This is a genomic window from Schaalia sp. JY-X159 (assembly GCF_014525425.1).
Lineage (GTDB): Bacteria > Actinomycetota > Actinomycetes > Actinomycetales > Actinomycetaceae > Scrofimicrobium.
Genome location: NZ_JACEXI010000001.1, coordinates 1 through 26190, shown reverse-complemented (window position 1 = coordinate 26190; position 26190 = coordinate 1). Strand labels below are relative to the sequence as shown.

Annotated in this window: 21 protein-coding genes and 2 tRNA genes; 4 read left to right on the top strand and 19 right to left on the bottom strand. The window is 60.0% G+C overall.

All coding sequences use genetic code 11. From position 1 onward, the window contains the following. Nucleotides 1-144: 144 nt before the first annotated feature. The 14 genes from IDL90_RS00115 to rimP form a co-directional block, all read right to left on the bottom strand. Nucleotides 145-2478 carry a polyribonucleotide nucleotidyltransferase gene (locus IDL90_RS00115; RefSeq protein WP_182141032.1) on the bottom strand — a complete coding sequence of 778 codons (2334 nt, stop codon included), beginning with the start codon at nucleotides 2476-2478 and terminating at the stop codon, nucleotides 145-147. A gap of 169 nt (nucleotides 2479-2647) precedes the next feature. After that, nucleotides 2648-2917: a 30S ribosomal protein S15 gene (gene rpsO / locus IDL90_RS00110; protein WP_182141033.1), complete on the bottom strand. Its 270-nt coding sequence runs from the start codon at nucleotides 2915-2917 to the stop codon at nucleotides 2648-2650. Between the two features lie 171 nt (nucleotides 2918-3088). Continuing rightward, nucleotides 3089-3493 (bottom strand): Fe-S oxidoreductase, encoded by a 405-nt coding sequence (locus IDL90_RS00105; RefSeq protein WP_182141034.1) that lies wholly within the window; start codon nucleotides 3491-3493, stop codon nucleotides 3089-3091. Continuing rightward, the gene (locus tag IDL90_RS00100) at nucleotides 3494-5533 is read right to left on the bottom strand and encodes a fructose-specific PTS transporter subunit EIIC (protein WP_182141035.1); all 2040 of its coding nucleotides are present in this window, start codon (nucleotides 5531-5533) and stop codon (nucleotides 3494-3496) included. It lies immediately after the preceding gene. Nucleotides 5534-5564: 31 nt separating this feature from the next. Next, nucleotides 5565-6536 carry a 1-phosphofructokinase family hexose kinase gene (locus IDL90_RS00095; RefSeq protein WP_187993930.1) on the bottom strand — a complete coding sequence of 324 codons (972 nt, stop codon included), beginning with the start codon at nucleotides 6534-6536 and terminating at the stop codon, nucleotides 5565-5567. Between the two features lie 15 nt (nucleotides 6537-6551). After that, nucleotides 6552-6764: a hypothetical protein gene (locus IDL90_RS00090; protein WP_187993929.1), complete on the bottom strand. Its 213-nt coding sequence runs from the start codon at nucleotides 6762-6764 to the stop codon at nucleotides 6552-6554. 721 nt (nucleotides 6765-7485) lie between these two features. Further along, nucleotides 7486-8481, bottom strand: coding sequence for a bifunctional riboflavin kinase/FAD synthetase (locus IDL90_RS00085; RefSeq protein ID WP_182142713.1), 996 nt, complete (start codon nucleotides 8479-8481; stop codon nucleotides 7486-7488). A 66-nt stretch (nucleotides 8482-8547) separates the two neighbouring features. Then, entirely contained in the window at nucleotides 8548-8691 is a 144-nt protein-coding gene (locus IDL90_RS00080) for a hypothetical protein (RefSeq protein ID WP_187993928.1), read from the bottom strand. A 62-nt stretch (nucleotides 8692-8753) separates the two neighbouring features. Beyond that, nucleotides 8754-9773 (bottom strand): tRNA pseudouridine(55) synthase TruB, encoded by a 1020-nt coding sequence (gene truB, locus IDL90_RS00075; protein WP_223175086.1) that lies wholly within the window; start codon nucleotides 9771-9773, stop codon nucleotides 8754-8756. A 7-nt stretch (nucleotides 9774-9780) separates the two neighbouring features. Then, entirely contained in the window at nucleotides 9781-10221 is a 441-nt protein-coding gene (rbfA, locus tag IDL90_RS00070; RefSeq protein ID WP_187993927.1) for a 30S ribosome-binding factor RbfA, read from the bottom strand. Nucleotides 10222-10335: 114 nt separating this feature from the next. Then, nucleotides 10336-13206, bottom strand: a complete 2871-nt coding sequence (gene infB / locus IDL90_RS00065) for a translation initiation factor IF-2 (RefSeq protein WP_223175085.1) — start codon at nucleotides 13204-13206, stop codon at nucleotides 10336-10338. Nucleotides 13207-13346: 140 nt separating this feature from the next. Beyond that, complete coding sequence (locus IDL90_RS11760) at nucleotides 13347-13631, bottom strand: YlxR family protein (RefSeq protein WP_187993925.1); 285 nt, start codon at nucleotides 13629-13631, stop codon at nucleotides 13347-13349. A gap of 120 nt (nucleotides 13632-13751) precedes the next feature. Continuing rightward, nucleotides 13752-14771: a transcription termination factor NusA gene (nusA, locus tag IDL90_RS00055; RefSeq protein WP_187993924.1), complete on the bottom strand. Its 1020-nt coding sequence runs from the start codon at nucleotides 14769-14771 to the stop codon at nucleotides 13752-13754. A gap of 3 nt (nucleotides 14772-14774) precedes the next feature. After that, entirely contained in the window at nucleotides 14775-15245 is a 471-nt protein-coding gene (gene rimP / locus IDL90_RS00050) for a ribosome maturation factor RimP (protein WP_182141043.1), read from the bottom strand. A gap of 114 nt (nucleotides 15246-15359) precedes the next feature. Here rimP and IDL90_RS00045 point away from each other — a divergent pair, with 114 nt between their 5' ends. Next, entirely contained in the window at nucleotides 15360-16463 is a 1104-nt protein-coding gene (locus IDL90_RS00045) for a hypothetical protein (protein WP_187993923.1), read from the top strand. Next, the gene (locus tag IDL90_RS00040) at nucleotides 16444-16749 is read left to right on the top strand and encodes a hypothetical protein (protein ID WP_187993922.1); all 306 of its coding nucleotides are present in this window, start codon (nucleotides 16444-16446) and stop codon (nucleotides 16747-16749) included. Before IDL90_RS00045 ends, IDL90_RS00040 begins: the two co-directional genes overlap by 20 nt. Nucleotides 16750-16832: 83 nt before the next feature. On the opposite strand, the gene IDL90_RS00035 is transcribed toward IDL90_RS00040, so the two are convergent. Then, a complete protein-coding gene (locus IDL90_RS00035; protein ID WP_187993921.1) occupies nucleotides 16833-22562 on the bottom strand; it encodes a peroxidase family protein in 5730 nt (1909 codons plus the stop codon). 279 nt (nucleotides 22563-22841) lie between these two features. Further along, nucleotides 22842-22915, bottom strand: a tRNA-Ile gene (locus tag IDL90_RS00030). Nucleotides 22916-23013: 98 nt separating this feature from the next. Here IDL90_RS00030 and IDL90_RS00025 point away from each other — a divergent pair. Continuing rightward, on the top strand, nucleotides 23014-23565 hold the full coding sequence (locus IDL90_RS00025) for a hypothetical protein (RefSeq protein ID WP_187993920.1): 552 nt from the start codon (nucleotides 23014-23016) through the stop codon (nucleotides 23563-23565). Between the two features lie 877 nt (nucleotides 23566-24442). Here IDL90_RS00025 and IDL90_RS00020 read toward each other — a convergent pair. The 3 genes from IDL90_RS00020 to IDL90_RS00010 form a co-directional block, all read right to left on the bottom strand. Beyond that, nucleotides 24443-24517: transfer RNA gene (locus IDL90_RS00020), tRNA-Asn, on the bottom strand. 109 nt (nucleotides 24518-24626) lie between these two features. Next, a complete protein-coding gene (locus IDL90_RS00015; RefSeq protein WP_187993919.1) occupies nucleotides 24627-25205 on the bottom strand; it encodes a hypothetical protein in 579 nt (192 codons plus the stop codon). A gap of 228 nt (nucleotides 25206-25433) precedes the next feature. Continuing rightward, nucleotides 25434-25769, bottom strand: coding sequence for a metal-sensitive transcriptional regulator (locus IDL90_RS00010; protein ID WP_182142715.1), 336 nt, complete (start codon nucleotides 25767-25769; stop codon nucleotides 25434-25436). A gap of 165 nt (nucleotides 25770-25934) precedes the next feature. Between IDL90_RS00010 and IDL90_RS00005 the strand changes: the two genes are divergently transcribed. Then, nucleotides 25935-26190, top strand: a 256-nt coding sequence (locus tag IDL90_RS00005; RefSeq protein WP_187993918.1) for a transposase, incomplete at its 3' end; no start/stop codon positions are given.

The following is a 26190-nucleotide window of genomic DNA, read 5'->3' as shown; positions in this document are numbered from 1 at the left end:
AGTACAGCTTTCTATGACGGTGGCTTAGGGAACCTGCTGGTGCGAACGACACCCCGGCACTGCGCCCGAATATTCGGGGTCTCTCGTGCCGGGGTGTCGCGTTCAGTCTACCGCTTCGCGGCGACTGGTTGTGGAAGGAAGGACTTAGCCTTCCTGTCCCTTGTTGTCATTGCGGCTGCGGCGGCTACGCTGACGGGGACGACGAGGGCGATCATCGCCCTTGTCGGCCTCTTCGGACTTTGCGTCACCCTCAACTGCCTCACCCTGCTCGTCCTCAACAACTGCGTGCAGGGACAGCTTGCCGCGATCATCGATTTCGGCAATCTGTACTTCGACCTTCTGGCCCACCTGCAGGACGTCCTCGACGTTCTCAACACGCTTACCACCAACCAGGCGACGGATCTGCGAGATGTGCAGCAGGCCATCCTTACCCGGGCTCAGTGAGACGAAGGCTCCGAACGAGGTCGTCTTGACGACCGTTCCAATGAACCGCTCCCCAACCTCTGGCATCTGCGGGTTGGCGATCTGATTGACGAGGGCGCGAGCGGCCTCTGCGGCCTCGCCTGAAGAGGCACCGATGTAAACGGTTCCGTCGTCCTCGATCGTCAGGTCGGCTCCGGTGTCTTCCTGGATCTGGTTGATCATCTTGCCCTTCGGGCCGATGACTTCGCCGATCTTGTCAACGGGAACCTTCACCGTGATGATGCGCGGTGCAGTCATCGCCATCTCATCCGGGTGATCGATTGCCTGGCTCATGACATCCAAGATTGCGAGGCGCGCGTCGCGGGCCTGGCCGAGGGCGGACTTCAGAAGATCCGAATCGATCCCGTCCAACTTGGTGTCCAACTGCAGTGCGGTGATGAACTCGGAAGTACCCGCAACCTTGAAGTCCATGTCGCCGAAGCCATCTTCAGCGCCGAGGATATCGGTCAGGGTGACCGCGCGGCTCTCGCCATCAACGATCCCGGTCATCAGACCCATTGCAATACCGGCAACCGGTGCGCGCAACGGAACGCCAGCCTGCATCATCGACAGTGTCGAAGCGCAAACGGAGCCCATCGAGGTGGAGCCATTGGAGCCAAGGGCCTCAGAGACCTGACGGATCGCGTAGGGGAAGTCCTCACGCGACGGCAAGACTGGGCGCAGGGCGCGCTCGGCAAGGTCACCGTGGCCGATCTCGCGGCGCTTCGGGGAACCAACACGACCGGTCTCACCAGTTGAGAAAGGTGGGAAGTTGTACTGGTGCATGTAGCGCTTGTGCGTCTGCGGGCTGAGGTTGTCCAGCTGCTGCTCCATGCGCAACATCGCCAGGGTGGTGACACCAAGAATCTGGGTCTCACCACGCTCAAACAGCGCGGAACCGTGAACGCGAGGAAGAACCTCAACCTCGGCTCCCAGAGAGCGAATCTCGGTTGGTGTCCGGCCGTCCATGCGCACGCCATCACGGAGGGTGCGGTTGCGAATGGTTTCCTTCTCAAGGCTGCGGAAAGCGGCCTTGAGGGCCTTCTCCGAATCGGGGAACTGGGTGAGACCAGCAGCGATTGCCTCCGCCTTGACGGCGTCCACAGCATCCATGCGAGCGAGCTTGCCCTCGGTCAGCAGGGCCTGAGCGAGCTTGTCACCGACAGCATTCTTGACCGCAGCGAACTCTTCATCGGTGTAGTCGAAGAACAGTGGGAAGTCCGCGGTTTCCTTTGAAGCCTGGTTTGCAACTTCAATCTGTGCTTCACACAGAACACGCAGGAAAGGCTTGGCAGCTTCGAGGCCGCCTGCCACTACGTCCTCGGTCGGCTTCTGCGCGCCAGCCTGGATGAGTTCCCACTGGTTGTCGCCGCCACCGGCCTCGACCATCATGATGGCGATGTCGGAGGTGCCGTCCTCTTTCTCAACGATGCGCCCGGATACCACCATGTTGAACACGGAGTTTTCCAGTTCGGAGTAGCGAGGGAAAGCGACCCACTGGCCGTCAATAAGAGCCAAACGGGTTCCTGCGATGGGACCGGAGAACGGTAGGCCCGCAATCTGGGTCGACATGGAGGCCGCGTTGATCGCGAGGACGTCGTATGCGTCATCGGGGTTGACGGAAAGAACGGTCTCGACAACCTGAACCTCGTTGCGCAGACCCTTCACGAAGCCGGGACGCAGGGGCCGGTCGATCAGACGGCAGGCGAGAATCGCTTCGGTGCCGGGACGGCCTTCGCGGCGGAAGAACGAACCGGGGATCTTGCCAATCGCGTACTGGCGTTCCTCAACGTCAACCGTCAACGGGAAGAAGTCAAACTGGTCCTTAGGGGTCTTGCCAGCAGTTGTCGCCGACAGGACCGTCGTTTCCTCATCCAGGTAGGCAACGGCTGAGCCTGCTGCCTGCAGGGCGAGACGACCGGTTTCAAAGCGCACGGTGCGCTTGCCGAAACGGCCGTTATCAATAATTGCTTCTGCCGAAACCACTTTGCGTGGTGTCAGTGTCACTTCGGACATGGTTTCCTTTTCATTTGGAGTCCACTGCCGTCGGCCTTCGATCGAAGCCCACGGAACCATCTGCTCCGTAAGCCACTGTCGAAAACCGCGTCTAGCAGTGGTTACTCAGTTTTTCTCTTAAGTTAGTGTTTCGGCCCGACTCCACAGTGGAACCGGGCCGATCAGTAGGTTATCGACGCAAACCGAGACGTTCGATAAGGCTACGGTAGCGTTCTACGTCGATGCCCTCGAGGTAGTCGAGGAGGTGACGACGACGGCCAACCATCAGCATGAGTCCACGACGTGAGTTGTGATCATGCTTGTGAGTCTTCGAGTGTTCGGTCAGTTCGGTGATCCGCTGGGTTAGCAGCGCGACCTGGACCTCCGGAGAGCCAGTGTCGCCCTCATGCGTCGCGTATTCCGAGATGATTGCTTCTTTTTGATCCTTTGACAGCGCCATTTGCACTCACTTTCCTTTGGTCGTTGCACGGAGCGCCGGGGCCATAACACCCGGGCAGACTTACCGTGGCCGATCTAACGGCACCGACAAGACTATCAGTGGGCGCCCTGCAATCCGCCCCCGTGTGGGAGTTATCGCAACTAGGTGGCGTGAAATGTAGCACCAAGCACTCTAGCGAGCCCGCTGGGCCGGGAGGTATCCACCGTCCTCCAATCCCGCTTCGATCTCAAACCTGTTGCTGAGCGCATCGCGGCCCGCTACAGCGTAGAGGAGGGGAAATAGAGCGCCGTAGCGGTACCACTGCGTGACGTGGCGCTTTTCGTGGGCGATCACCGCCCTCGAAGGGAGCGGCCCCGTCAGGAAGACCCGCCCGACGCATACTCCCCCACGTGGGTATGCACACTGCGGCAGACCAGACGCAATGACAATGTCACCGTCACGCCGAAAGCTGGAATCGCGAAACACTGCCGCGTAGCCCACCGCGACCGCCGACACCACTTCGGTGGCCAGTTTCGTCAGTCCATTGCAGAAGAGCATGCGTCCGAGGACGAGCTGGGAGATTGAAGCCCCTGTCATCTACACGCCGACCTCGGCTGCCTTCTTTGCCCCCATTTGTTTGAGGACAGTAACGAGCAGACCGCCCACAACCATGCCCGCAAGCACCGCGACCAAGAAACCCCAGAACGGATCAATCGCAAAGAACACGAAGGCGCCGCCGTGAGGGGCGCGAGATCCAACGCCGAGCGCCATGCTGATTGCTCCGGTAACCGCACCTCCCGCCATGATTGAGGGGATGACCCTGAACGGATCTGCGGCCGCGAAGGGAATTGCTCCCTCTGAGATGAAAGCCGCACCAAGAAGCCACGCTGTCACGCCGTTCTCGCGTTCGGCCGGGGTGTAAAGCCTGGGTCGGATCGTTGTCGAAAGTGCCATTGCAAGGGGTGGAACCATTCCTGCCGCCATGACCGCCGCCATGATCATGAATGATGCTTCAGTCTGTGCTGCCAAACCCGTTGTTGCAAAGAGGTAGGCCGCCTTGTTGACCGGACCTCCCATATCGAAGCACATCATCAAACCGAGAATGATGCCGAGGACGATCGCCCCCGACCCCTCCGACATTCCAGTCAACCAGGACGTCAGCCCCGTCATCAGCGCCTCGAGGGGACGCCCCAGAAGCATCAGCATCAAGCCACCGACAATGGCAGTTGTCAGAAGCGGGATGATTACGACTGGCATCAAACCTGCAAGCCACCTCGGCGGCTTGAGCGTTGTGAACCAGTAGGCGACCAAACCAGCCAGGATCCCTGTGATCAAACCGCCGATGAAGCCCGCACCAACGAAAACTGAGATGGCGCCGCCAATGAAGCCCGGAGCTATGCCGGGGCGTCCCGCCAAACCAAATGCGATATATCCGGAGAGTGCCGCCACGAGGAACCCCATCCCCGCCTGCCCCAGAACCAACAGGACCGAGCCAACGTAGAGCAGGAAGCCGTTCTTTGCCAGCAGATCGGTCCCGACCTCGGCTGATAGAGCTGACACGTCAGGTAGGTTCCACAGGGTGTACGACCGTACGACCTGATCGCCAACGTCCGTGACGTTGTACCCGCCAAAGAGGAAGGCCAGGGCAATCAGGAGGCCGCCAGCTGCCACGAAGGGGATCATGTATGAGACACCGGTCATGAGCGCCTGCTGGATCCTCTTCGGCCAAGAGACTCCTGCTCCACCGCCGGATGCCCCTGACGATTCGGATCCACTTCCCGCGGCAACGCGCTTCGCATTGGGGTCCTTGGCGGCCTCGAGTGCCTCCTGAATCATTTTGGGGCCCTCGCCCTTGTTCATAGGCCTCTTCACGCTTGACTCGACCAGTGGCATGCCCGCAAAACGATCACGCCCAGCGATATTGACGTCTGCTGCGATGATCAGGGCGCCGGCACTAGCAATCTGCTCCGGGGTGAAAGGTTCGATACCGCCGGATCCCTGCGTCTCCACATAGAGTTCAACGCCAGCGTCCTTCGCTGCCTGTTCTAGCGCCTCGGCAGCCATGTATGTGTGAGCGATCCCCGTGGGACACGAGGTGATCGCCAGCAGGACCGGCGTACCTTCGCCGCTTCCAGGTGCCGCGTGTTTCGGAGCGCGCTCTGCCGCTGGCGATGCAGCAGTATCCGGTGGCTCAACGACATTCATGATCAGGGTGGAGACCTCCTCCGGCGTCTTCGCATCCCGAAGTGACTGAACGAATTCTTTACGGACGAGGGCGCGGGACAGTTTTGCCAGCAGCTTCATGTGCTGGGATCCGGACTCATCCGGAGCAGCAATGCCAATAACGAGGTCTGCGGGACCGTCTTTGGCACCGAAGTCGACGGGTGTGGCAAGCCGGAGGAATCCCAGGGAGGCAACTTCGACCGCAGTGGTTCGGCAGTGGGGTATTGCGATCCCACCTGGCATGCCGGTTGGGAACTGTTCTTCCCGAGCCTCCATTGCTTCGCGCAGACCGGCTTCGCTGGCTCGACCGGTCCCGGCAACCAACTGCGCCATTGCCGCAATCACCGCGTGCTTGTCGCCCTCGACCGTGACATCTAGGGCAACGAGGTCGGGAGTTATCAGTGGTTCGCTCATGTTCTTGTCTTTCTCTTGACTCTGTATGCGGTCAAATCTCTTCGACTGCCTCAAAATTTGGACTCACCTGCTGAGGGGTTGGGATTGTGGTGCCGGGAAGGGAAACGGCTGCTGCGCCATAGGCAACCGCGTAGGCGAGCCTTGCGGGGGCATCCAGACCTGCCTCGCGGGCAATCAGGTACCCGGCTGTCGCAGAGTCACCAGCACCCACGGTTGAGACGACATCGACTTTCGGTGAAGGCGAGTACCACGCTCCCTCACCAGTAACGAGGAGTCCGCCCGCCCCGCCCAGGGTGACAAGGACCTCTGCGACACCGCGACCGTGAAGCGCAAGAGCTGCATCTTTGGCTGCCGAGAGGTCCCCATTTTCTGCTTGTCTCTCAATATGAAGTCCATCGTGTCCCGTGAGCTGCCCCAGTTCGAGGCCGTTCGGCTTCAGAAAGTCCGGTGCCGCGTCCTCGAAGTTCTCTCCCAGAGCAATCAGTGGCGCGTCCGAAGTGTCCACCCCAATCCACACCCCTAATGGCCGTAGACGCCGAACGAGGCGCGCGTACTCATCAACGGGAAAACCTGGCGCCAATGACCCGGAAAGCATGACCGTGTCGGCGGCGGCTGCTGCTTCAACTAGTGCAGCTTCCACCGCGGCTACTTCGCCCTCGTTGAGAGTCGCTCCCGGTTCATTGATTTTGGTTGTCTCTCCCCCTTTGGCAGACTCTCTACCACCGAGCACTGTCATGTTGGTTCGTATCTGACCCACCACGGGAATCGCCTCAAAGGGCAAATCGTTCTCGGTTAGAAGTCCGAGCAGGGGGTCGTCATCCCTGGCTGGCAACAGTGCGACGACATCTAGCCCTGCGCCAACTAGTCCCAGCGCAACGTTGATCCCCTTGCCGCCGGGTTGAGTTGTGTCCACTTCAATCCTGTGGACACCACCTGGGACGAGGGCGGAGCCGAGGGTAACCGTTCTGTCCAGAGATGGGTTAGCGGTAAACGTGACAATCATCAGCCCAACCTTCTATCAGATGGCCGGCTGCACACCGAGATGAACCGGCTCCACTGGTAACTCTACTAACCAATGGGTGATTTGGGCCACAGGTTGAGGCATTCTCTCGATCGCCCCCTCTACCGCATCCTCACCGTCGCCGTCGCCCTCGCCCTCGCCCTCGCCCTCGCCCTTGCCCTCGCCCTCGCCCTTGCCCTCGCCCGAGCCGAACCCACCAAACATCCTCACCGCCACCGTCGCCCGAGCCGATCAAACCTCTCATCCGCGAGCCGACTACGACATACGGAGCCCGCCAGGTCCGCATAACGGTGTAATCTTAGCGACTCTGAGCCTAGCGGGCTCCCTATGGCTTGGTCGGCTCCGCAATCGCGCGGTCTGACGACGACAGTCCGAGGCAGACCACAGCATTCCCAGAAAGACCACAACACCCCGAGGCAGACCACGCCAGTCCGAGAGCAATGGCGACCCGTAAACTACGTGACCCGTGCAGGTACTGAAATGTATATGTGGGGAGAAAAAGCGAGCCTGGGGTGCGTACCCCAGACGATCATTTCGCCCCCACGTATACATTTCGCGACGCGCCGGAGCCGAGGAATGGCCTCCGCCACCCCCGTGCCACACGGGCCGACTGGGGAGCGCTCTCATCCGCCACCGTCGCCCGAGCCGACCAAACCTCTCATCCGCTACCGTCGCCCGAGCCCATCAAACCTCTCATCCTCGAGCCGACTACGCCATACGGAGCCCGCCAGGCCCGCATAACGATGTAATCTTAGCGGCTCTGAGCCTAGCGGGCTCCCTATGGCTCGGTCGGCTCGACAATCGCTGAGGGCGGCAGGCCGGGTTCCTGGGGTCAGGGCGGCAGGCCGGGGGCAACGGCCGGGTTCCTGGGCGTGAGCCGCAGGCAGTGGAGGCAGGCCGGGGGCCGGGGCCAACTACCGCGCCAGCGACCTCAAATCCCCGCGGTCACCCTGCCCGGATCGATCCGGGAAGCGCTTCGTGCCCCCAATATCGCTGCGGTGGCGCGCAGGTCATCATCCATACGGGCAAGAAGCTGATCGATAGAGTCGAAGACCATCATCGGCCGTATCCTCTTCACAAACACGACGGTGACGCGTTCGTCGTACAGGTCCAAGTCGGCCCGCCCGAGGACGTGGGCTTCCACTGTCCTGACAGTTCCCTGAAACTGAGGGTTCGTCCCCACCGAAATCGCGGCTGGGAGGAACTCCTGACTTCCCCCATCACTCTGACTCACGTCGCGCACCAGCCATCCCGCGTAGACCCCGTCAGCCGGAACCATCTGCCCTTCGACCTCGAGATTTGCTGTTGGAAAGCCAAGTTCGCGGCCTCGTTTTGCCCCGTGAATAACATGACCCCACACCCGCGGAAAGCGGCCGAGGACGCGGCTGGCCTCTTCCACATTTCCGGATGCCATCTCTTCTCTCACCCACGAGGACGACCATCGTCTCCCCGAAGGTGACTCAACGTCGGTCACCATGGAGACGTCAAACCCGTGTTGACGGCCCAGTTTCCGCAAGGTTTCAATATCGCCGGAGTTGTTGCGACCAAAACGGAAGTCCTCACCAACCACAACCTCCACTGCCCCGAGCCGCTCCACGATGTAGGACACCACAAAGTCCTCGGCACTCAGCATGTAGAGATCGGGAGAATACTGCGCGACAAACACCGCATCCAACCCGGCAATGGCCATCGCATCAAGGCGATCATCAAGGGAGGCAATCAGCTCGAGAGGTTCTTGGGGGCGGTGCACCGATCTGGGGTGAGGGTCAAACGTCAGCGCGACCGACTGGCAGTTGCGTTTACGCGCTCTCTCCACGCACGTTGCGATGACTCGCGAATGCCCCTGGTGCATGCCATCAAAGTTCCCGATGGTGACAACCGATTTTTGGTTGCCAGGAACTTCATTCAGGTTCCTCCAGACCTCCACAAGACCTTCTTCCATAGAGCCGCCCCGTCGACTGCTCGGCGGGGCGGGATAAGCAGGGGCGAACGCCTAGTTGGTTCCTCTTAGGCCCAGGTTCGTTCGACCCTCATCATCTACCGGCTGACCTTCGCGGCCCTTCTTGTTGCCGCCGCCTCCGCAACCGCAACCACCGCAACCACACCCACCTGACTTGCGTTCTTCTTCGTTAGCCATGCGTGCAATCCCTTCATCATTTCTGCGCCACCAGGTGGCGAGATTGTCCTCGATCGTTCCCATCACTGTGCAAACACAGACACGGTCTTAAGGTCCAGCGTAGTCCCTTCGACGACGCGCACCAGTCCTAGCACGTGACTTTGGTCCCCCACCGGCACTAGTGCCCGGATGTCTGGAAACTTAGGGTTGGCTGATCCGCCGGGTAGGGTGTCTATGACCTCTCCACTCCCTGGAGCCTGACCGTTGCGGAACCGCGCCGCAGCCTCACGGGTTACGACCAGTGTGGGGAACAGTGTTTGAGCAGCGCGGTCCAGTGCGATCAACGGCAGTGCTTCGCCCTCGGCATCACCGGCGAAAAGATCCTCCAGATCATGACACTGCTCTATTTTCCACGGGCCCGTCGCCGTTCTACGGAGCGCGGTCAGGTGTCCCCCGACCCCCAGGTCACGACCGAGGTCGCGAGCCAGCGCACGAATGTATGTCCCCGAGGAGCACTCGACAACCACATCCACATCCACAACCGGAACGTCAGCATTGTCGTTGTGCGCGGTCGCCACCGCGGGCTCCCCGATGACTTCGAAACGGTGGATCACAATGGGACGCGCCTCAAGTTGGACGTCCTTGCCAGCCCGGGCAAGGGCGTAGGCACGCTTCCCGTCAACCTTGATGGCGCTGACAGTGGTCGGTACTTGAAGGATCTCCCCACGATACGTATCCAGCGCCCGGTCGATAGCCTCACGCGAAAGTGGATGGCATCCCGCTTGGTCAACAATCTCGCCCTCGGCATCATCCGTGTTGGTGGAAATACCCAAACGAATCGTCGCCAGATAGGTTTTCGCCGCACCCGAAACGTACTGCAGAAGTTTCGTCCCGCTATTAATACCGAGGACGAGGACGCCCGTGGCCATCGGATCCAGTGTTCCCGCATGACCAACGCGGCGCGTCTTCGCGAGCCGCCTCCCCCTCGCAACAACGTCGTGAGACGTCAGGCCAGCTGGCTTATCAACCAGGAGGATCCCGGCCTCAACGCGACGCGGTTCGACCGGCCCTGTTCCCGGTCCTTGGGCTGTCCCCTGTTTCAAAGCTGGCCTAGTCGTCCTCTTCGACTAATTCTTCGTCGACAACATACGGCGAAGCATCACCGGCGAAGGACTGGCCCTGAGCAGCAGCGGCAATCTTTGCGTCATTCTCTCGAGCCGCACGGAGCGCCTCCTCGATAGATGCCGCAGCCTCTGGAAGCGCGTCAGCCTGGAACGTAATGGTCGGGGTCAGTCGGATACCCAGGGCCGCACCCACCTCGGAGCGGATCAGCCCCTTGGAAGATTCCAGCGCCCTGCGCGTCTTCTTCTGCTCTTCCTCATCGCCCATTACCGTGTAAAAGACCGTCGCGTGCTGCAAGTCGCCCGTGACCCGCACGTCCGTTACAGTGACGAAACCAAGACGCGGATCCTTCACTTTGCGCTCAAGAGTGCTCGCCACCGACTCCCGGATGCGCTCTGCAATACGACGTTGCCGTCCTTGATCAGCCATGACGATTCCCTTCCATCGTTGAATCCGCACACGCGGAAATGCACACACTAGCCTAGAGCAAAGGCACCCACCGGAAACTACCGGCGGGTGCCTTTACGCTAGACGGGCAAGAGGCTAGGCGCGCGCCTTCTCTCGCATCTCCCAGGTTTCAATCCGGTCACCCTCTTGGATGTCCTTGTAACCCAGGGTGACACCACATTCGAAGCCCTCACGGACCTCGGTGACGTCATCCTTCTCGCGTCGTAGCGACTTGATCTCAAGATCTTCTGCCACAACCACACCATCACGAACCAGGCGAGCCTTCGCACCACGTCGCAATGTACCGCTACGAACGATCGAGCCCGCAATGTTTCCGAACTTGCCAGAACGGAAGACCTGGAGGATCTCTGCACTGCCCGTTGCGACCTCTTCGTAAATTGGCTTGAGCATGCCCTTCATGGCGTCTTCGATTTCCTCAAGCGCACGGTAGATCACCGAGTAGTACTTGATCTCGACACCCTCGGAATCAGCCAGTTCCTGAACGCGCTCAGCCGGGCGAACGTTGAACGCAATGATCACAGCGTTGTCAACGGTTGCCAGGTTGACGTCGTTCTGTGTAACAGCACCAACACCGCGGTGGATGATACGCAAGGCAACGTCCTCGCCCACATCGATCTTGAGCAACGAGTCTTCCAGCGCCTCCACGGCACCGGCGACGTCGCCCTTGAGGATGAGGTTGAGGTGGTCAACCTTGCCTTCCTTAAGAACGCGGTCGAAGTCCTCAAGCGTGACACGCTTGCGGCGGCGTGCAAGCATCGCCTGACGTTCCGCTGCCTCACGCTTGGATGCAATCTGGCGAGCCGTACGGTCATCAGACGCTACAAGGAAGGTATCCCCCGCGCGCGGCACCGACGTCAAACCAATCATCTGCACTGGGCGAGCAGGACCCGCCTCTTGGATCGGGGCACCATACTCATCGAACATGGCGCGAACACGACCGTGCGAAGAACCAACCACAACGGCATCGCCAACCCGTAGCGTGCCACGCTGAACCAGCATGGTAACCACGGCGCCGCGACCCTTATCCAGGTTTGCCTCAATAGCAACACCGCGCGCTTCTGCCTCAGCGTTCGCATTGAGATCAAGCGTTGCGTCAGCGGTCAGAAGAACCGCCTCAAGCAGGCTGTCAATGTTGATGTTCTCCCGAGCAGAGACATCGACAAACATGACGTCCCCACCGAAGTCTTCAGCAACAAGACCGTACTCGGTTAGCTGGCCACGGATCTTCTCCGGGTTAGCGTCTTCCTTATCGATCTTGTTGACCGCGACAACAATCGGAACTCCGGCTGCCTGAGCATGGTTGATTGCTTCAACCGTCTGCGGCATGACACCGTCATCTGCGGCGACAACCAGAATCGCGAGGTCGGTAACCTGCGCGCCGCGGGCACGCATAGCGGTGAACGCTTCGTGGCCCGGGGTATCCAGGAAGGTGATGAGTCGTTCACCATCTTCGCTTGGAACACCAACCTGGTAGGCACCTATGTGCTGGGTGATGCCACCGTGCTCACCTGCAACGACATCCGTGTGGCGGATGGCGTCAAGCAGGCGCGTCTTACCGTGGTCGACGTGGCCCATGACAGTGACGACCGGGGACCGTGGCTGCAGATTCTCCGCATCTTCAAGCTCTTCAGCGCCGAGGTCGATGTCAAAGGACTCAAGTAGCTCCCTGTCCTCATCCTCTGGTGAGACAACGCTGACGCGGTAGCCCAGCTCTGCACCCAAAACCTCAAAGGTGTCCTGATCCAGGGACTGGGTGGCTGTCGCCATCTCCCCCAGGTGGAACAGAATCGCGACAAGGTCAGCGGGGTTGACGTTGATCTTCTCGGCGAGGTCGGCGAGGGACGCCCCCTGGCGAATCTGCACCTCTTGGTCATTGCCACGAGGTATCGAGACGCCGCCAATTGCGGGCGCCGACTGCTGCTCAAACTCTTGACGCTTTGCTCGCTTCGACTTGCGGCCCTTCTGGCTGCGACCTCCGCCACGACCGAATGCGCCTGGTGCAGCACCGCGACCACCGCCGCGACCACCGCGCGGAGGCGAGGTGAAGCCACCGGGAGCCTGCCCCGGAGTTGCAGCGCCACCACCGGCGCCACCCCCACCAAATCGGCTCGGGCCACCGCTTGGGCGTGCGCCGCCTGGGCGTCCTCTGCCACCACCGCTGGGGCGCGTGGAAGACGGAGCCTCATTACGCTGGAACGAGGCCGAACCCGGCATCATTCCGGGGTTAGGACGAGGTCCCCCACCGGGCCGTGGAGCAGCATTTGCGCCACCTGCCGGCCTCGGAGCGCCCGGACGCGGCGCACCGCTACGGGGAGCCCCTGGACGCGGCATGCCCTGGCTTGAAGCGTAGGGGTTGTTGCCGGGTCGAGGTCCACGAGGACGCCGCCCTCCGGACGGTGCCGGGGCTGCGGGCCTCGGGCCACCGGGACGTGGAGCGGGTGCAGCGGAGGCAGGCTTGGCATCCTTCGCCGCAGGCGCGGCAGGCTTCTTGACCACTGCGGGACCGGGGCTCGGCGCAGCCTTGGGTTGAACCTCAGGCTGGTCGCTGAAAGCTGGGGTTGCAGCCGCGGTGTCGGGAACTTCCGGCTTTGGCTGGGGTGCGGCTTCTTTGACGGGAGCCACAGGTCCTGGCTTGACGGCTCCGGGCTTGGGTGCGCCAGCCGCAGGCTTGGGCCCAGGCGCAGGTGTGGGCGCAGGCGCATCAGGCTTCGCCGTCGGCGCGGGTGCCTTCGCCTGGGTTGTGGGGCTCTTCGCTGGCTTGGCGCTCTTCGCTGGCGCAGCCGGTTCACTCTTCGACGCAGAAGCATATTCTTCCAACATCTGGCGAACAATTGGGGCTTCAACCATTGAAGATGCGGACTTTACAAACTCCCCGCGCTTCGTAAGGTCTTCCCTTAATGTCTTACTGGTGATGCCGAGCTCTTTGGCGAGCTCGTGTACGCGCATCCTTGGCACAGTTTCTCCTCTTCGGGTCCATCCCCAAGAAGAGAGGACGGACAACTAGACCTGCTGGCAGCTCATCGCTGGGTACTCATCGGGTGCCCATCAGCTTCCAACCCGCTTCCGTTGTTTATGAGGCGTCCGCCTCAGTCCTGCACAGCAAAGAAGTCCTCTAACTGCGCCCATGCTTGATCACCTCGACAGTCACATCGGAGTGATCGGCTGAGCCGACCCGAGCTGCGTGCCTTCTGGTAACACCTCTGGTTACGGTGAAGCCACACGCCACGACCGGGCAAACTCTGCTTCAAATCTACCTGTAGGGAAGATTGTGGATTCTCAACAATACGAACCAGCTCCGACTTGGCTTGCCTGCGCCCGCAACCGACACATGTTCGGATGGGGGTCCTAGTATCAGAGAGTAGTTCCGTCATAAGTATCCGGAAAACAGTCTAGTCGCCTAACCAGCAGGTTCCACCCATCCACTATGAGCGAATCATCACGCAACGAGGCCGAAGGGATCTCCCCTCCGGCCTCGTTCGAAACCCATCCGACTAGTTGTCGATGTTGTCCGCTATCGAAGAGCGGGAAACCTCAACTTCGCCCTCGGCAGTATCCGAATGGATGTCAATGTGGTACCCGGTCAGGCGTGCCGCGAGTCGCGCATTCTGCCCATCCTTACCAATGGCGAGGCGGAGCTGGAAGTCCGGCACGATCGCCGTGGCTGTCTTGTTATCCCTAGAATGAACGACGACTCGTGAGACGCGGGCTGGTGAAAGAGAGTTCGAGATGAACCGAGCTGGGTCTTGCGACCAGTCGACAATATCGATCTTCTCCCCACCGAGTTCAGCCATCACGTTACGAACACGGCCCCCCATGGGTCCAATGCAGGCACCCTTGGCGTTCACGTCCGGCCGCGTTGCGGCAACCGCAAGTTTCGTGCGGTGTCCGGCCTCCCGGGCAATCGCCTTGATCTCTACCAGACCCTGCTCAATCTCAGGAACTTCGCGACGGAAGAGGCCCTGAACGAGGCCGGGATGGCTACGCGACAAGACGATCCTCGGACCCTTGTCTGTGCGCTCAACCGACACCACGTAGGCACGGATGCGGTCACCGTGTTCGTAGGTTTCGCCCGGCACCTTCTCATTGTCCGGAAGGATCGCCTCAAACTCGTCGCCCAACTTGACCACAGTCGCGAGCCGGTCACGGCTTTGTTGCACGACACCCGTGACAACGGTGCCCTCTTTGCCGGCGTAGGTTCCCAGCACTCGGGAATCCTCGGCTTCACGCAGACGTTGGGTGATCATCGAACGGGCGGTGACGGTGGCAATCCTGCCGAAGTTTGACGGCGTATCGTCAAACTCGCCCAGGACCGTACCGTCCTCGTCTGTTTCCGTCGCGATTACAGATGCGCGGCCCGTCTTGCGGTTAACCTCAATACGAGCCTGCTCAATGGCACCGGGCATGTTGTGGTAGGCCTTCAGCAGGGCCTCCTCAATGGCTTCAACCAGGGTGTCCAGGCTGATGCCCTTATCCTGTTCAACCATCCGCAAAGCGGTCATGTCGATTTCCATGTGCTAGCTCTCTTTCGGAGTCTCCACAACGAGATGTGTCTTCTTGACATCGTCGAAGGGAATTGTGCGGGTGCCGTGGGGGCCATCAACGGTGAAGCCATCATCTTCAACCGCTGTGATGGTTCCGTCGACCTTGTCATCATTCTTCAGTACAACCTTGACTGCCTTGCCGACAGAGCGGCGATACTGACGCAGGTTGGTGATCTGACGATCCGCTCCCGGTGATGTCACCTCAAGCGTGTAGGCACCATCAATGGGGTCGTGCTTGTCCAGCGCCAGTGAGAACTCACGAGCCAACTGAGCAACCTGGTCAGAAGAGAGATCAGCACCGGCACGCTCCAAATCGACCGTAACGGTAAGAACCTGGTTGTTTCCACTACCGGTGAGAGCCACGTTCTCAACCACAGAGTTCTGGGCGGCCGCGAGAGGCGCCAAGAGCTGCTCTACTGCATTCTCAACGTTTTCGTTTGCCATTGTCGATTCTCCTATCAACGTTCTGGGGTATTCACCCCCGACGTACTTCAGCGATCAAGCACATTTTCACTGTGTTGAACCCATGTTACTTGCAGATCATGGGATGATCTCACAGTGCACCGATTCCTGGCCTTACCTCACACCTCGACCTGGACGAAGATGTGTGCCGCACTGTGTGCCTCAGCGGGTGTTGCACTGGGGCTCGGTGGTTGCACCGGATTACCCACTGCAGCCGACTCAATTGCCGGTACTCCCGACGCAGTAGAGTTGTCGACGCTTTCTCCCGCTCAGACAATGAGGGACAGTGTGGCGAGGTCGGAAGCAGCCACCGTTGAGCGCGCAGCTCAGATGGCACGCGCCGCCACAGAGTGCGCCACCTGCGCAACTATGCTCAGTTCCGTAACCCAAGATGCCGAAGCTCGACTAGCCGCAAGCGGCGGCCTGTGGGAGCCCTGGGGTGACTTCTCGGATCGTGAGGATGCGGAGTCATTTGTTGAGGTTCCGGCCCAGATTGGGCAGGCCCCTTACACAGTGGGCCCACTTGCCGCATTTATGCTCCGCAGTGCCCGGGAACAGTTGGATGAGCTGGCGCAAGTGGAGGGCTTGACAGGCCCGGAAAGGGAAGCACTGGCGTCGCTTCTGGCGGGTCGTGTGGCTTCTGCACAGCTCCTTGCCGATGGGTTTGCGGTCGACCTCGCGACGGCGGTGGCCGACCTTCCCGAGTCTGCTACGAGTCCAGCTGCCCCCGTGGAAAACAGTCGAGCCTCTGGCATTGACCAAATGTCCGGGGCAGATCAAATGTCCGGAATCTTGAGCTCCGAGCAACTCGATGATGACTCCGAGTCGACCACAGAATCCGCCCTCGTCCTGTTTGACTGTGCCCGCACTTCCGCGCTGTCTCTAGGGGGTCAGGGGCTGGAGCACGACACCGCGAGCGCCCTTGCTACTTTGCTGAATGATCGGGTGAAGCGACTGCTTGAAGTCGGCGTAGAAGACACCCGGCCCTTGCGTTGCACCACCCCGCAGGGCACGGTTGAGGGTGTGCTAAGGGATATTTTGACTGCGGATCTCTTGTTGGTTGGTTCCCGCACCGCTTCCTTGCAGGCACCCGCCTACATTTCGTACGATGCGCAGTTGTGGGCCCAGTTGGACCCGGTGTCTGCGCCAACAGTGTCCCTGCTGCCAATAGTCGAGGAGAATGGTGAACCCCAATCCTGATCAGACCCCCGAGAATCCACCCGTCTATTCCAAGGAGATGGCTCGGGAGGCGAAACGCTCAGAGCAGTGGCACCGTGGCGCCCTTATCGGGTTGGCGATCACAATCGCCGGCTACCTCATCACCAGCTTTATCTCCGCCCCCCGGTTCCTTGAGATCACGTTTGTGGTGGCAGCGTTCGTGTTCGCCATGGCGTACATGGGCACCACCATCTGGGTCTACTCGCTGAGGACTGAGAGGAAGCGCTCTGCGAAACGCGGGCAAGACGAGGGCGAAACGAATCCCTAGTTTGCGTCAGGAACCCGGGTCGACCACCTCAGCAGCAGGTGACCGACCCGGGCCTATCCTTCCCTTATTTCAACAATGAGGTGCTACGGCACCGCTGTTACCGGCCCCCTCGCCTGTGTCACTGCCCTCTCGTCTTGCCCCTGATTATCCGTGTACTCAATGACCACTCGGATGAACCCGTCGAGATCGCCGTCAACCAGGAGGTAGGCGCTGTCCTGCAGCGGGTCGGAACCAGGACCTTGGATGACCGTCCAGTCGTCCTCGGGCGCATCCGCGGCGAGGGCACGCTGCCACGTGTACGTGAAGACAACATCCTCGGTCCCGTCCTCATCAGTTGGAACCGTCACGGAGAGCGTTGAACCAACCTCCAGGTTTCCCGCCAGGTCAGGCGGCACCGGCTCATCGTTGACATTCACGACCGTTGACCCCGTTGGCGCAGAGACAACGGTGTGGGTCGTTCCTCCCAGCTCGAAGGTGACGCGCGCGATTAGGTACATGTCAACCGCGTCGTCGTTCGGAATGAACGTCGAACGGTTGGGTGCGTCCGTATCCGGTGCGACCCCACCGATGGTCAACTCTTCGCGCTCAGTGATCTCTGTCGGAGAGGAACCTTCACCACCGATCCAGAAGAAGCGAATGTTGCTAGCCTCTGTCAGATCGAAAGGTTCCCCCGAGAGGTCGAGGAGTTCCGCAACCACCGGTTCGCCCTCGAGCATGTCGGGTGTTGTCGTGAGGACCAACTCGCCTTCAGAAATGCAATCGAGCACCGTCTGCGCTTCGGGATCAAGCAGGACACAGTTGTCCTGGAACTGGAGGATCTCGATGTTGTTGAGAATGTCAATCCCTTCCGACTCCTCCGCCTCAACCGCACCTGTGTGCTCAATCTGCCAGTACCCGTCACGGATGTGTGTGATTTCGTATGCGGAACGAATGTCCTGGTACAGAGCAGTGTCAACAGCACTGCTTCCAGGGTCGTCGTAGCGGATCTCACGGACTATTTCGAGGTCGCCCGGGTTGATGGTGCCATTGAGGAGTCGCGCCCGGTATGGTGCGGCACTTGGATGCTGCTCAATAATGCTGCCGTCCGGACCAACCCAAGCAAGGTCGGCCGCTAGGTAGGCGTCCCCATCCAGGTAGTCGTTCCCGTATCTGCCTTCGATAAGGTCGCTCCCCTGGCCACCGATGATGATGCTGGGGAAGCCATCCGAATCGATGACCGGTCCTGTTCGCATAAACTGCTGTCCGAAGTTCATGCCTTCGGGATAAAGCATCTCGCGCAGTCCTCCGACGAGGTCTAGTGTCGACTCCGTCATCTTGTGCAAATATTCTTCATCCCCCGCAAACTCTCCTTCAACCGCCCGGTTGGGCCCGCGAAGGATGTCATCTCCCGCACCTCCTGACAGTCCCTCGAGCTGGTCGAACCTGTCTCTGACCGCAGTTACGTCGGGGCGCTGGAGCAACGTGAAGTTGAAGTCAGCATCCACACCCTGAGTTTCTCCATAGTAGGTAACCCAGTCCCATCCCATGTTGCCCAGATGTCTGTCGGTACCGTGTCGTTCGGCGACGAGGATGTCATCTCCACCTTCGCCTTCGATGTCATCATCCCCGCCACGTCCGAGGACGACATCATTGCCACCGATTACGTCGGCCTGGAACTGATCGGCGTTGTCACCCTGCGCGAGGTCGGCGTGTGATCCGCCCTCGACCCAGTCGTCGCCCTCACCACCGAAGATGTTGGCGCGACCTGTCCCCCCGAGGTAGGTGTCGTTGCCGTCGCCGAGGAAGACTGTCCCGATGTCGCTTCCGCGGGTGACGAAGTCATCTCCCCCGCCGCCAAGCAGCAGGTCGAATCCTGGGCCACCATTGACGACGTCGTTGCCGAGGCCGGCGCGGATCTCATCATCACCGAACAGGTCGGTGAGGATATCGTCCCCGATGCCACCGTGGATGAGGTCGTTGCCAGACCCGCCCTCGATCACATCGTTTCCTTCGCGGCCCCACAGCGCGTCGTCACCTTGATCGCCGCGGATCCTGTCATTGCCGGTTGTTCCATGAACTTCGACGTGCTCTTCACCAACGAACCTGTACTCCCCATTCGGTAGGCGTGAGAAGCCTGGTGGAAGGGGGTTGGGATTGTCGAGGTCGAACTCGATTTGGTTGACGCTGAAAACGCCGGCGGGGATGTTGCTCGCGTCCGTGTTCCGCTCAATGAGTGACGCAAAAGAGTTGCCTTCAAGAGCTGCAAACAGCTGGTTACCCTGGTTGCGGAACAGGTAGTAGAAGCGATCACCAAACTGCAGGTCCTCAAGAGTGTTCTCGAAGACGTAGTTGAAGGTCGCCCCCAGCATCCCACCGAATGGATTAAGCCTCTCAGCAAGACCACCCGTCCAGAAGTCAACGTCGTCGAGGCCGGTCTCCACTCCTTCCCAGCTGCCAGACCCGTACATGAAGTCAAGCCGGTCGGCTGGTGCACTTGGGCGAACTGGTGCTAGAGCGGCAAGCTGCGCTTCCACTCCGGCGTCCACCGCGCCCGGTCCACCGAGAATCACGATCTTCTCAACTCCAAGACGCCTGATCTCTGCAATCACCTGTCCGGGAATCGCACCCGAGGTCGGCACAAGGAGAAGTGGCGCATCTGCTCGGCCAGCCCCTGGAGCAGCGCCGAGGGCATCGGGGAAATTCTGCCCGGTCGCGATGTAGACCGTGTTGGTTCCATCAGGGTAGGTTGCCTTCGAGATCTCAACTGCCGTGTCGTACCGTGATGCCCCACCGAGTCGTGTAACTGCACCGGTCGTGTAGGTCCTCAAAGAGGTCGCGACAGCAGAAGTCACGACACCATCGCCGCCCAGAATGATGATTTCTTTGGGCCTGAGGCGGCGCAACTCAGTAGCGGTTGCGGGGGGCAGGCTGCCCGGTCCGGTTAGGAGGATCGGCGCCCCAGCGCGCGCGGCGCCACCGGGTCCACTGGGTGAAGCCACGGCCCCTCCCGCCAGTGCGTCGGGGAAGTTCGCGCCCGTGGCGATATAGACGCGGTCAACACCCGGGGTGAAGACGCTACGACTAACACTCGCTGCGGTCTCATACCGATCTGCTCCAAAAACTCGAGTCACTGCAGCAATATCTGCCAAAGCGTTCTCAACATCCGTTGAGACGACGGATGGGCCACCAAGAACAACGATGCGACTCGGCCGTAAACGCACCAGCTCAGTTGCGACCGATACGGGAAGCGATCCCGCCCTCGTCAAAAGGATTGGGCCATCACGAAGACCAGCGGCTGGACCACCGACGAGGGCGTCCGGGAAGTTCTCCCCGGAAGCAACGTACGCCACGGGTACTCCACTGGGGAACGTAGCTCGGCTGATCACCGCGGACGTCTCGTAGCGGTCACTCCCGGAGAGTCGCTGCACAAACTCGGCTCCAGCCGGAGCACCGTTGACCACGTACGCCGCGGCCCGACGCTTCTGTGCCACTGTTTGCGCCTCAACCACAGTGGGATGAGTGCCATACGCTGCAACAAAGTTGACTAGGGAGGCATTCTGGCCACCACGACCGAAAATGTTGCCGTTCTTCAAACCATTCCCAAAATCAATCCAGTTTGAATAAGGTCGCAGACTGATGTCACCACTTTGTTCGTAGAACAGGGCGCGAGCTGCTTGGAAGCTCGGTGTGCCGGTGTCATTGGCACGAATCAGGTTGATCGTTGCGAGGTCAAGGGGAAGACCAAGCAGATTGTTGCGCAAGGTGTCAACAATGAACTCGTCAATCTGGCTGCTCTGCTGGTCGGTCGTTCCCATGATTATCGACCCTGCTGCTTGCTCCGGCGTCAAAGTGGAGTCGGCATCAAAGGCGCGGGGGTTCAAGAACCCGTCGAGCAGTGAAACATCCGCTGTGCCGAAGCCATCGCGGTGGATTGACTCGGTCATCATTGAGTGGCCGAACCGATAGACCACATTTGCGAACTCGGCGGGGATATCCGCATTAATGTCCGGGTTGTAGCTGTTCTCGTTGAAGACCACCTCTTCGATTGCCGGTTGGATTCCTCGACCGAACTCCTCGAACACCAAGTGCTGGTACTCCATTTCGGTCACGAAACGTGCTGCTTGGAACAGGCGCTGCTCGTACGTCCAGTCGTCAGCTTCGGGTCCCGGGAGAACCTGGTCGGGGCGCTGGTTTGGCCATTGGTGTTCCAAACCTTGGTATGCCTTCTTTAGCTCCGGGTTCTGGTTCAGCACATCCTCGATGTGTCCAACCATTCGGTTGTGTTCCGAGTGGAAGACGTGGTGCACGGCGGTGAGGCCGATGTTTTCGTTGCCACGCCCGTCCCCCGTAATGAAGTGTTCGTCGAGCGAAACATTGTCATAGCCACTTAGCTCACCCCTGATAGGGGCGCCACTGGCGTCGCAAACAGGACCTTCCGGAGGGATTGGTTCACCAGTCGCGTCATACTCCTGTGGCTCCAGGGCCCCAGTTTCACAGTTGAACAAAGGGGTTGCACCGTGGGCAATGTCGTCCAGGAAAGCGTGGTTGGTGTGAATTGCCGCAGCCGTATTGACCGGGGCACCCAAGGATCCTTCAACTGTTCCCGCTTCAGTCACCACGAGTGGGAATCCACTGGGGCCGGGAACGAAGTTGCCGTAGAGGTCTGTTGCCACCATCGGCACATTGAGCACGTCATCATCATTCAAGCCGATGCCAAGGACATTCACTGCCTGCGCCTTGACGTCCGCCCAGGTCGCGAGTCCGCCGGTAGGTGCATCAAGCAGGTGTCCAGTCGCGGCAGGCCTACCATCCACGAGCGCATACTCCCGAAGAAACACCTGGTGCGCGGGGTGGGATGTGTAGGTCTGGTTCTGATCCACATATGGAGTGGTCTGGTTGTTGTGTGTATCGTCAGCGGTGCCGATCACGCCGTCGGGGCCCGCTCCGCGTTCCGCTCGGGTGAGCGTTAGGAAGTTCGTTGCAGACCCGGCAACATACAGGGGATCATCTGGCTGGAGTGGCACAACAATCGTTCCGTAACCGCCCTTGTTTATGAGGTCGAGGCCGTGATCGAAGAACTGACCAAAGAACCCGAAGAACGTGTTGGTTGGCGCCGATAGTCCTTCATCGGTGGCGGTGTTGGGAATCGTCACTGATCCATCCGCGTTGATCGTTCCGCCGTCTGTTGCCTCGGCAGCATTAACCGCTGCCGGGTTTGCCGTGGTTTGATCGACGATCAAGTTGCTGATGACACGCGGGGTGGAGTCATAAACAAAGTGGCCCGGCTCGTGCTGGGCGTAGCATGTTGGCTCGAGATTTGGAGGCAGTCCGGGTGCTAGCGGTTCACAGACTTCAACGTTCTGACCCGCGCCCGGCGCTTCAGGAATGTCAGGCCTTGGAGTTCCCTGCTTGTACTGCGCGGCAACGAGCCTTTCAAACGGCTCATCTGCAGCACCCCAGTGGGTTCTTCCATTCACCAGGTTATTGAAGCTCCCGTCAACGGTGCGCAAACCAAGTGGCAGCTTGACGTCGGGAACACATTTCCCTGAACGGTCTGTTGGTGTTGGGCAAAGGAGCGCAGAAATGCCTCCCCCTGTTGTGCTGCGATCGTGCGCCTCCGCAATTTGGATCTGGCGCAGGATGAAATCGAGGTCGTTTGCATTGACATAGAACGACGTTGTCTCCGCCGTTTCCGTTGCGGCCTCAGCCTTGGGTCCGGTAGCAACAACAACGGACGCAACAAGGGCTAGGGCTGCGAAACCTGCTGCCAGACGTGGGCCCCAGCGACGTCGGTGTCGCGGTGATCGATCTGGGCGATGCTGAATAGACGACATGGTTGCTCGCTCTCTGCGGGCAGGCGGTGAGAACCTAGACAGATTGCCCTAAGAAAACTGGCTCTTTACGTCAGGTAATCGCGCTTCGGTGCGCACCCTCGCGCCACGCTCGTGTTGACTTTCCACCACGCCTTGGTGGCTTGATCACCACTATCTAGGGACCTTGGTCCCGGAAGGGGGAAATTAACCCTCCCAGAGCAAGACAACTACCCTCGACACCCAATTCTTCTCGGGCTGCCCACCCACCAATCATGGACGGGTCTTCGGGTACCAACTCGGTACCCCCGCTGGGGCTCGAACCCAGGACAAATGGATTATGAGTCCACTGCTCTAACCGACTGAGCTACGGGGGCTGCTTGCGCGGACTAACTTTACCTCAGCCTGAACGATCCTTCGACTCAACACGTTGTCCACCCCTCACCCAAAGCGTGACGCCGACTACTCTTGGCAGATGAGATTGTTCAAGAGAGACACCCCTGAGACCACGCAGCAAGACTCAACCGAAGCGTCACCGCAAGGGGGCGCACTCCCCAGTGCCGCCCTCGCCGACATCCCGAAAGACCAGCGCGGGGGCCCTTACGAGGAACTTGAGGATGGGCGTTTCATTGTGGTGGGCCGCAACATCATCATGGTTACGGACGCCACCCACATGGTGGACTCCGGTTTGTGGCATGAGGTCCAGTACGCGTCGTGGGACGCACGGACCCGGCAGTTCCGCCTCGTCTGGTCCCAACCAGACCGCCCCGCCCTCGTCGGAAAAACCATCAGCGACAACCCCAAGTCACTTATGGAGAAAATCACCCACCGCGTGGACGACACAATCGTCGCAACGCGTCGCTTTGCAACCTCAACCGGAGTGTCAGTTGCCGCCACGGTGCGTCGCCGCGTTGACGGTGAACTTTTCTCGGCAGTTGTGGCCTCCGGCCCTATCAGCGATGCGGACCAGGAAAAGGCTTACGAACTTGAAACCAAACTACGTGAAGAGTTGGGAATGGATTCCTAGAATTCCCGGGGGCTAATGGCCCCGGCAGACTGTTGGTCCCGGCGGACCGTTAGCCCGGCTCTTCTGTAAGTTGATTATTGGCTGGTCGCAGAAGGGGCTGTGGGTATCGTTCCTGCCTCTACGACCGGTCACCGTTGCCGCCACTACCCGCCCCCACCTCCGCGAGATCGAATGGCGTCGACACATAACGCTGTTATTGGCCCCTAAACTGTCGATACTATTCGATCTCGCGGAGGCGGGCGGGGTGGGGGTGCCGCGGGTGTAGGCGGGGCGGCACAAGTGCAAGGCGCCCGCGAGGTTCCCCAGCATTACGGAGCCGCCCACGCCATACGGAGCCCGATAGGCCCAGCGCAGCCACGGATTACACCGTTATGCAAGCCTGACCGGCTCCCTATGGCGTAACCGGCTCCGTATGTCCTACCTGGCTCACTAAGCCCGACTGGCTCCGCAATCATCGCGGTAGCGGGTCACCACGGCGGAGACGAAGGCTGCGGCAGCGGTTCCCACGGTATGACCGCTAACCCAGTAGTGGCCACTATCCCCAAAGTGCTCGACTACGGATAAACGGGGATAACGGGGGATAACGGTGCGCGTTTGGCACGATTTCGTGCGTCATCACATCGTTATTCAAGCCAAACGCGCACGGTTACGCCAAGCGCGCACCGTTACGCTCGGGGGCGGCCCCAAACAGTACGACACCGCCCTCACATCCGAAGAAGAACCTTGGGCCAGAAAATGATGGGCAGGCAAGTGGCAACCCTAACGACACGCCCAAACCCCGGAGTTTAGACACCAATAATGGCCACTATCCCCAAAGTGCTCGACTACGGATAAGCGCAAAACAGGTCGGAGCCCAAGTGGCCCCGACCTGTTCAAGTGGCTCCCGCGATTGGATTCGAACCAATAACCGTCCGATTAACAGTCGGATGCTCTGCCGTTGAGCTACGCGGGATTGCGAAGAACAGTCTAGGTCGGTCCATGAAGCCTGGGCAAATCCTCAGGAGTGCCAAATCCCTCACTATGCAAACTTGCGGAAGTGAGCGGCGGGGAATATTGGCGGACTAGCCGATCCGTACCCAGTCAGCACACCCACTGGTTACGAACATGAGGTCTTCAGAAGTCAAGGTCACCTGCGTTAGCTCATCCGTTGTCACGGTTTCATCGTCAGCCGAGTCCATGCCGATCGTCGCACGCGTCCATGAGCAACCAACCTGTCCGGCACTCTCATAGGTTCCCTCTTCGACCTCGAGACCCACTAGGAAGATTCCCTCACCCGGAAAACCCTCCGTGGCGGCGGGACCAAATCCAACTGATGGGGCTGAGCCTTGCGCGCCCGCATCGCTTTGAGACTCGAGGATCCACACTCTTTCGCGGAGCTCTTCTAGCTGCGTGTCTCGATCAAAGAGATCGTTGGACAGGGTCGCATTCTCAGACTCTAGGGTCGCGACCTGGTCCCTGAGCTCAGTGTTTTCGTTACCACCGGCAAGGGAGAATCCCAGAAAAAGACAGGTCACTCCCACCGCAGTTGGAAGGACCCAGCGCTTCTTAGGCTTTTGCGGCAACGGTTCGCCGTAGGGCGCCCAGGCTCCGCCAGGGCCGGGCTGGGCCGGCCAAGAAGCGGGAGGTGGTGCCGAGGGCATACTACCTTGCGGAGTGCGGGGCTCCTGTGGCGAGGCATACGGGTTACCGCTGGGCTGCGCGGTCTGGCCCGTATTCGGCACTGGAAGGCCCGCGGGCGGCGGGCTACTTACGGGCGTCTGCGGGGGTGGCGCGGGCTGCGTGGCGCTCCCCCATGGATTCGTCGAAGCGTAGGGGTTCGTCTTGTCTGCTGAGCTCGGCGAAAAGCGGTTGTCACTCATTGCAGAGCGCTACGTCAGCATCATGAAGAGCTTCTCCAGCTCCTCGATATCCATTTGCTTGTCGGGATCCGCATTTGGGTCACCGTCTTCACCCGGTTCCCTCAAGCAGTCTTGCATCGCCGTGGAAACAATCAGAAAACCTGCGCGATCCAGCGCTTTCGAAACAGCAGCCAACTGTGTTACCACATCCCTGCAACCCGCACCGGATTCGAATGCGTTGATGAGGCCGTCCAGTTGTCCGCGAGCCCGCTTGAGGCGATTGGCAATCTTCTTAGCTTCTACCGGCGCAGCTAGGACCGCAGTAGTCTCAGGGGCAGACTTACTCACCTCAACGGATACGTCCATCTTTTCGGACACATTTCCCCCTCTGCCTCACAACGATTGTTGATCTAGGTTACCCCACTGTTTCTGCGCGCAACCTGGGTGTCCCTACCCTGAATGGGCGGCCTAGGGATTTCGGATAGTGGGCCCTCTTAGACTGGGGGCCTTACTGAAAGAGAGATCCGTAGGATGACTGCATCACGAAGGCGATTTAGCCAGGAGTTCAAGGACGAGTTGTGTCAGGAGGTGATTTCTACCTCGAGGCCGATTAGGGATGTCGCTGAGGCCTATGGGGTTGGCGCCGAGACTTTACGCAGATGGCTGATCAAATATCGTGAGGAACACGGCGGTAGTAACGAAGAGCTCACCTTGTCGGAGCGGGCTCGTTTGAAGGAGCTCGAGCGTGAGAATCAGGAGTTGCGGGCTGAGACGGCATTCCTAAAAA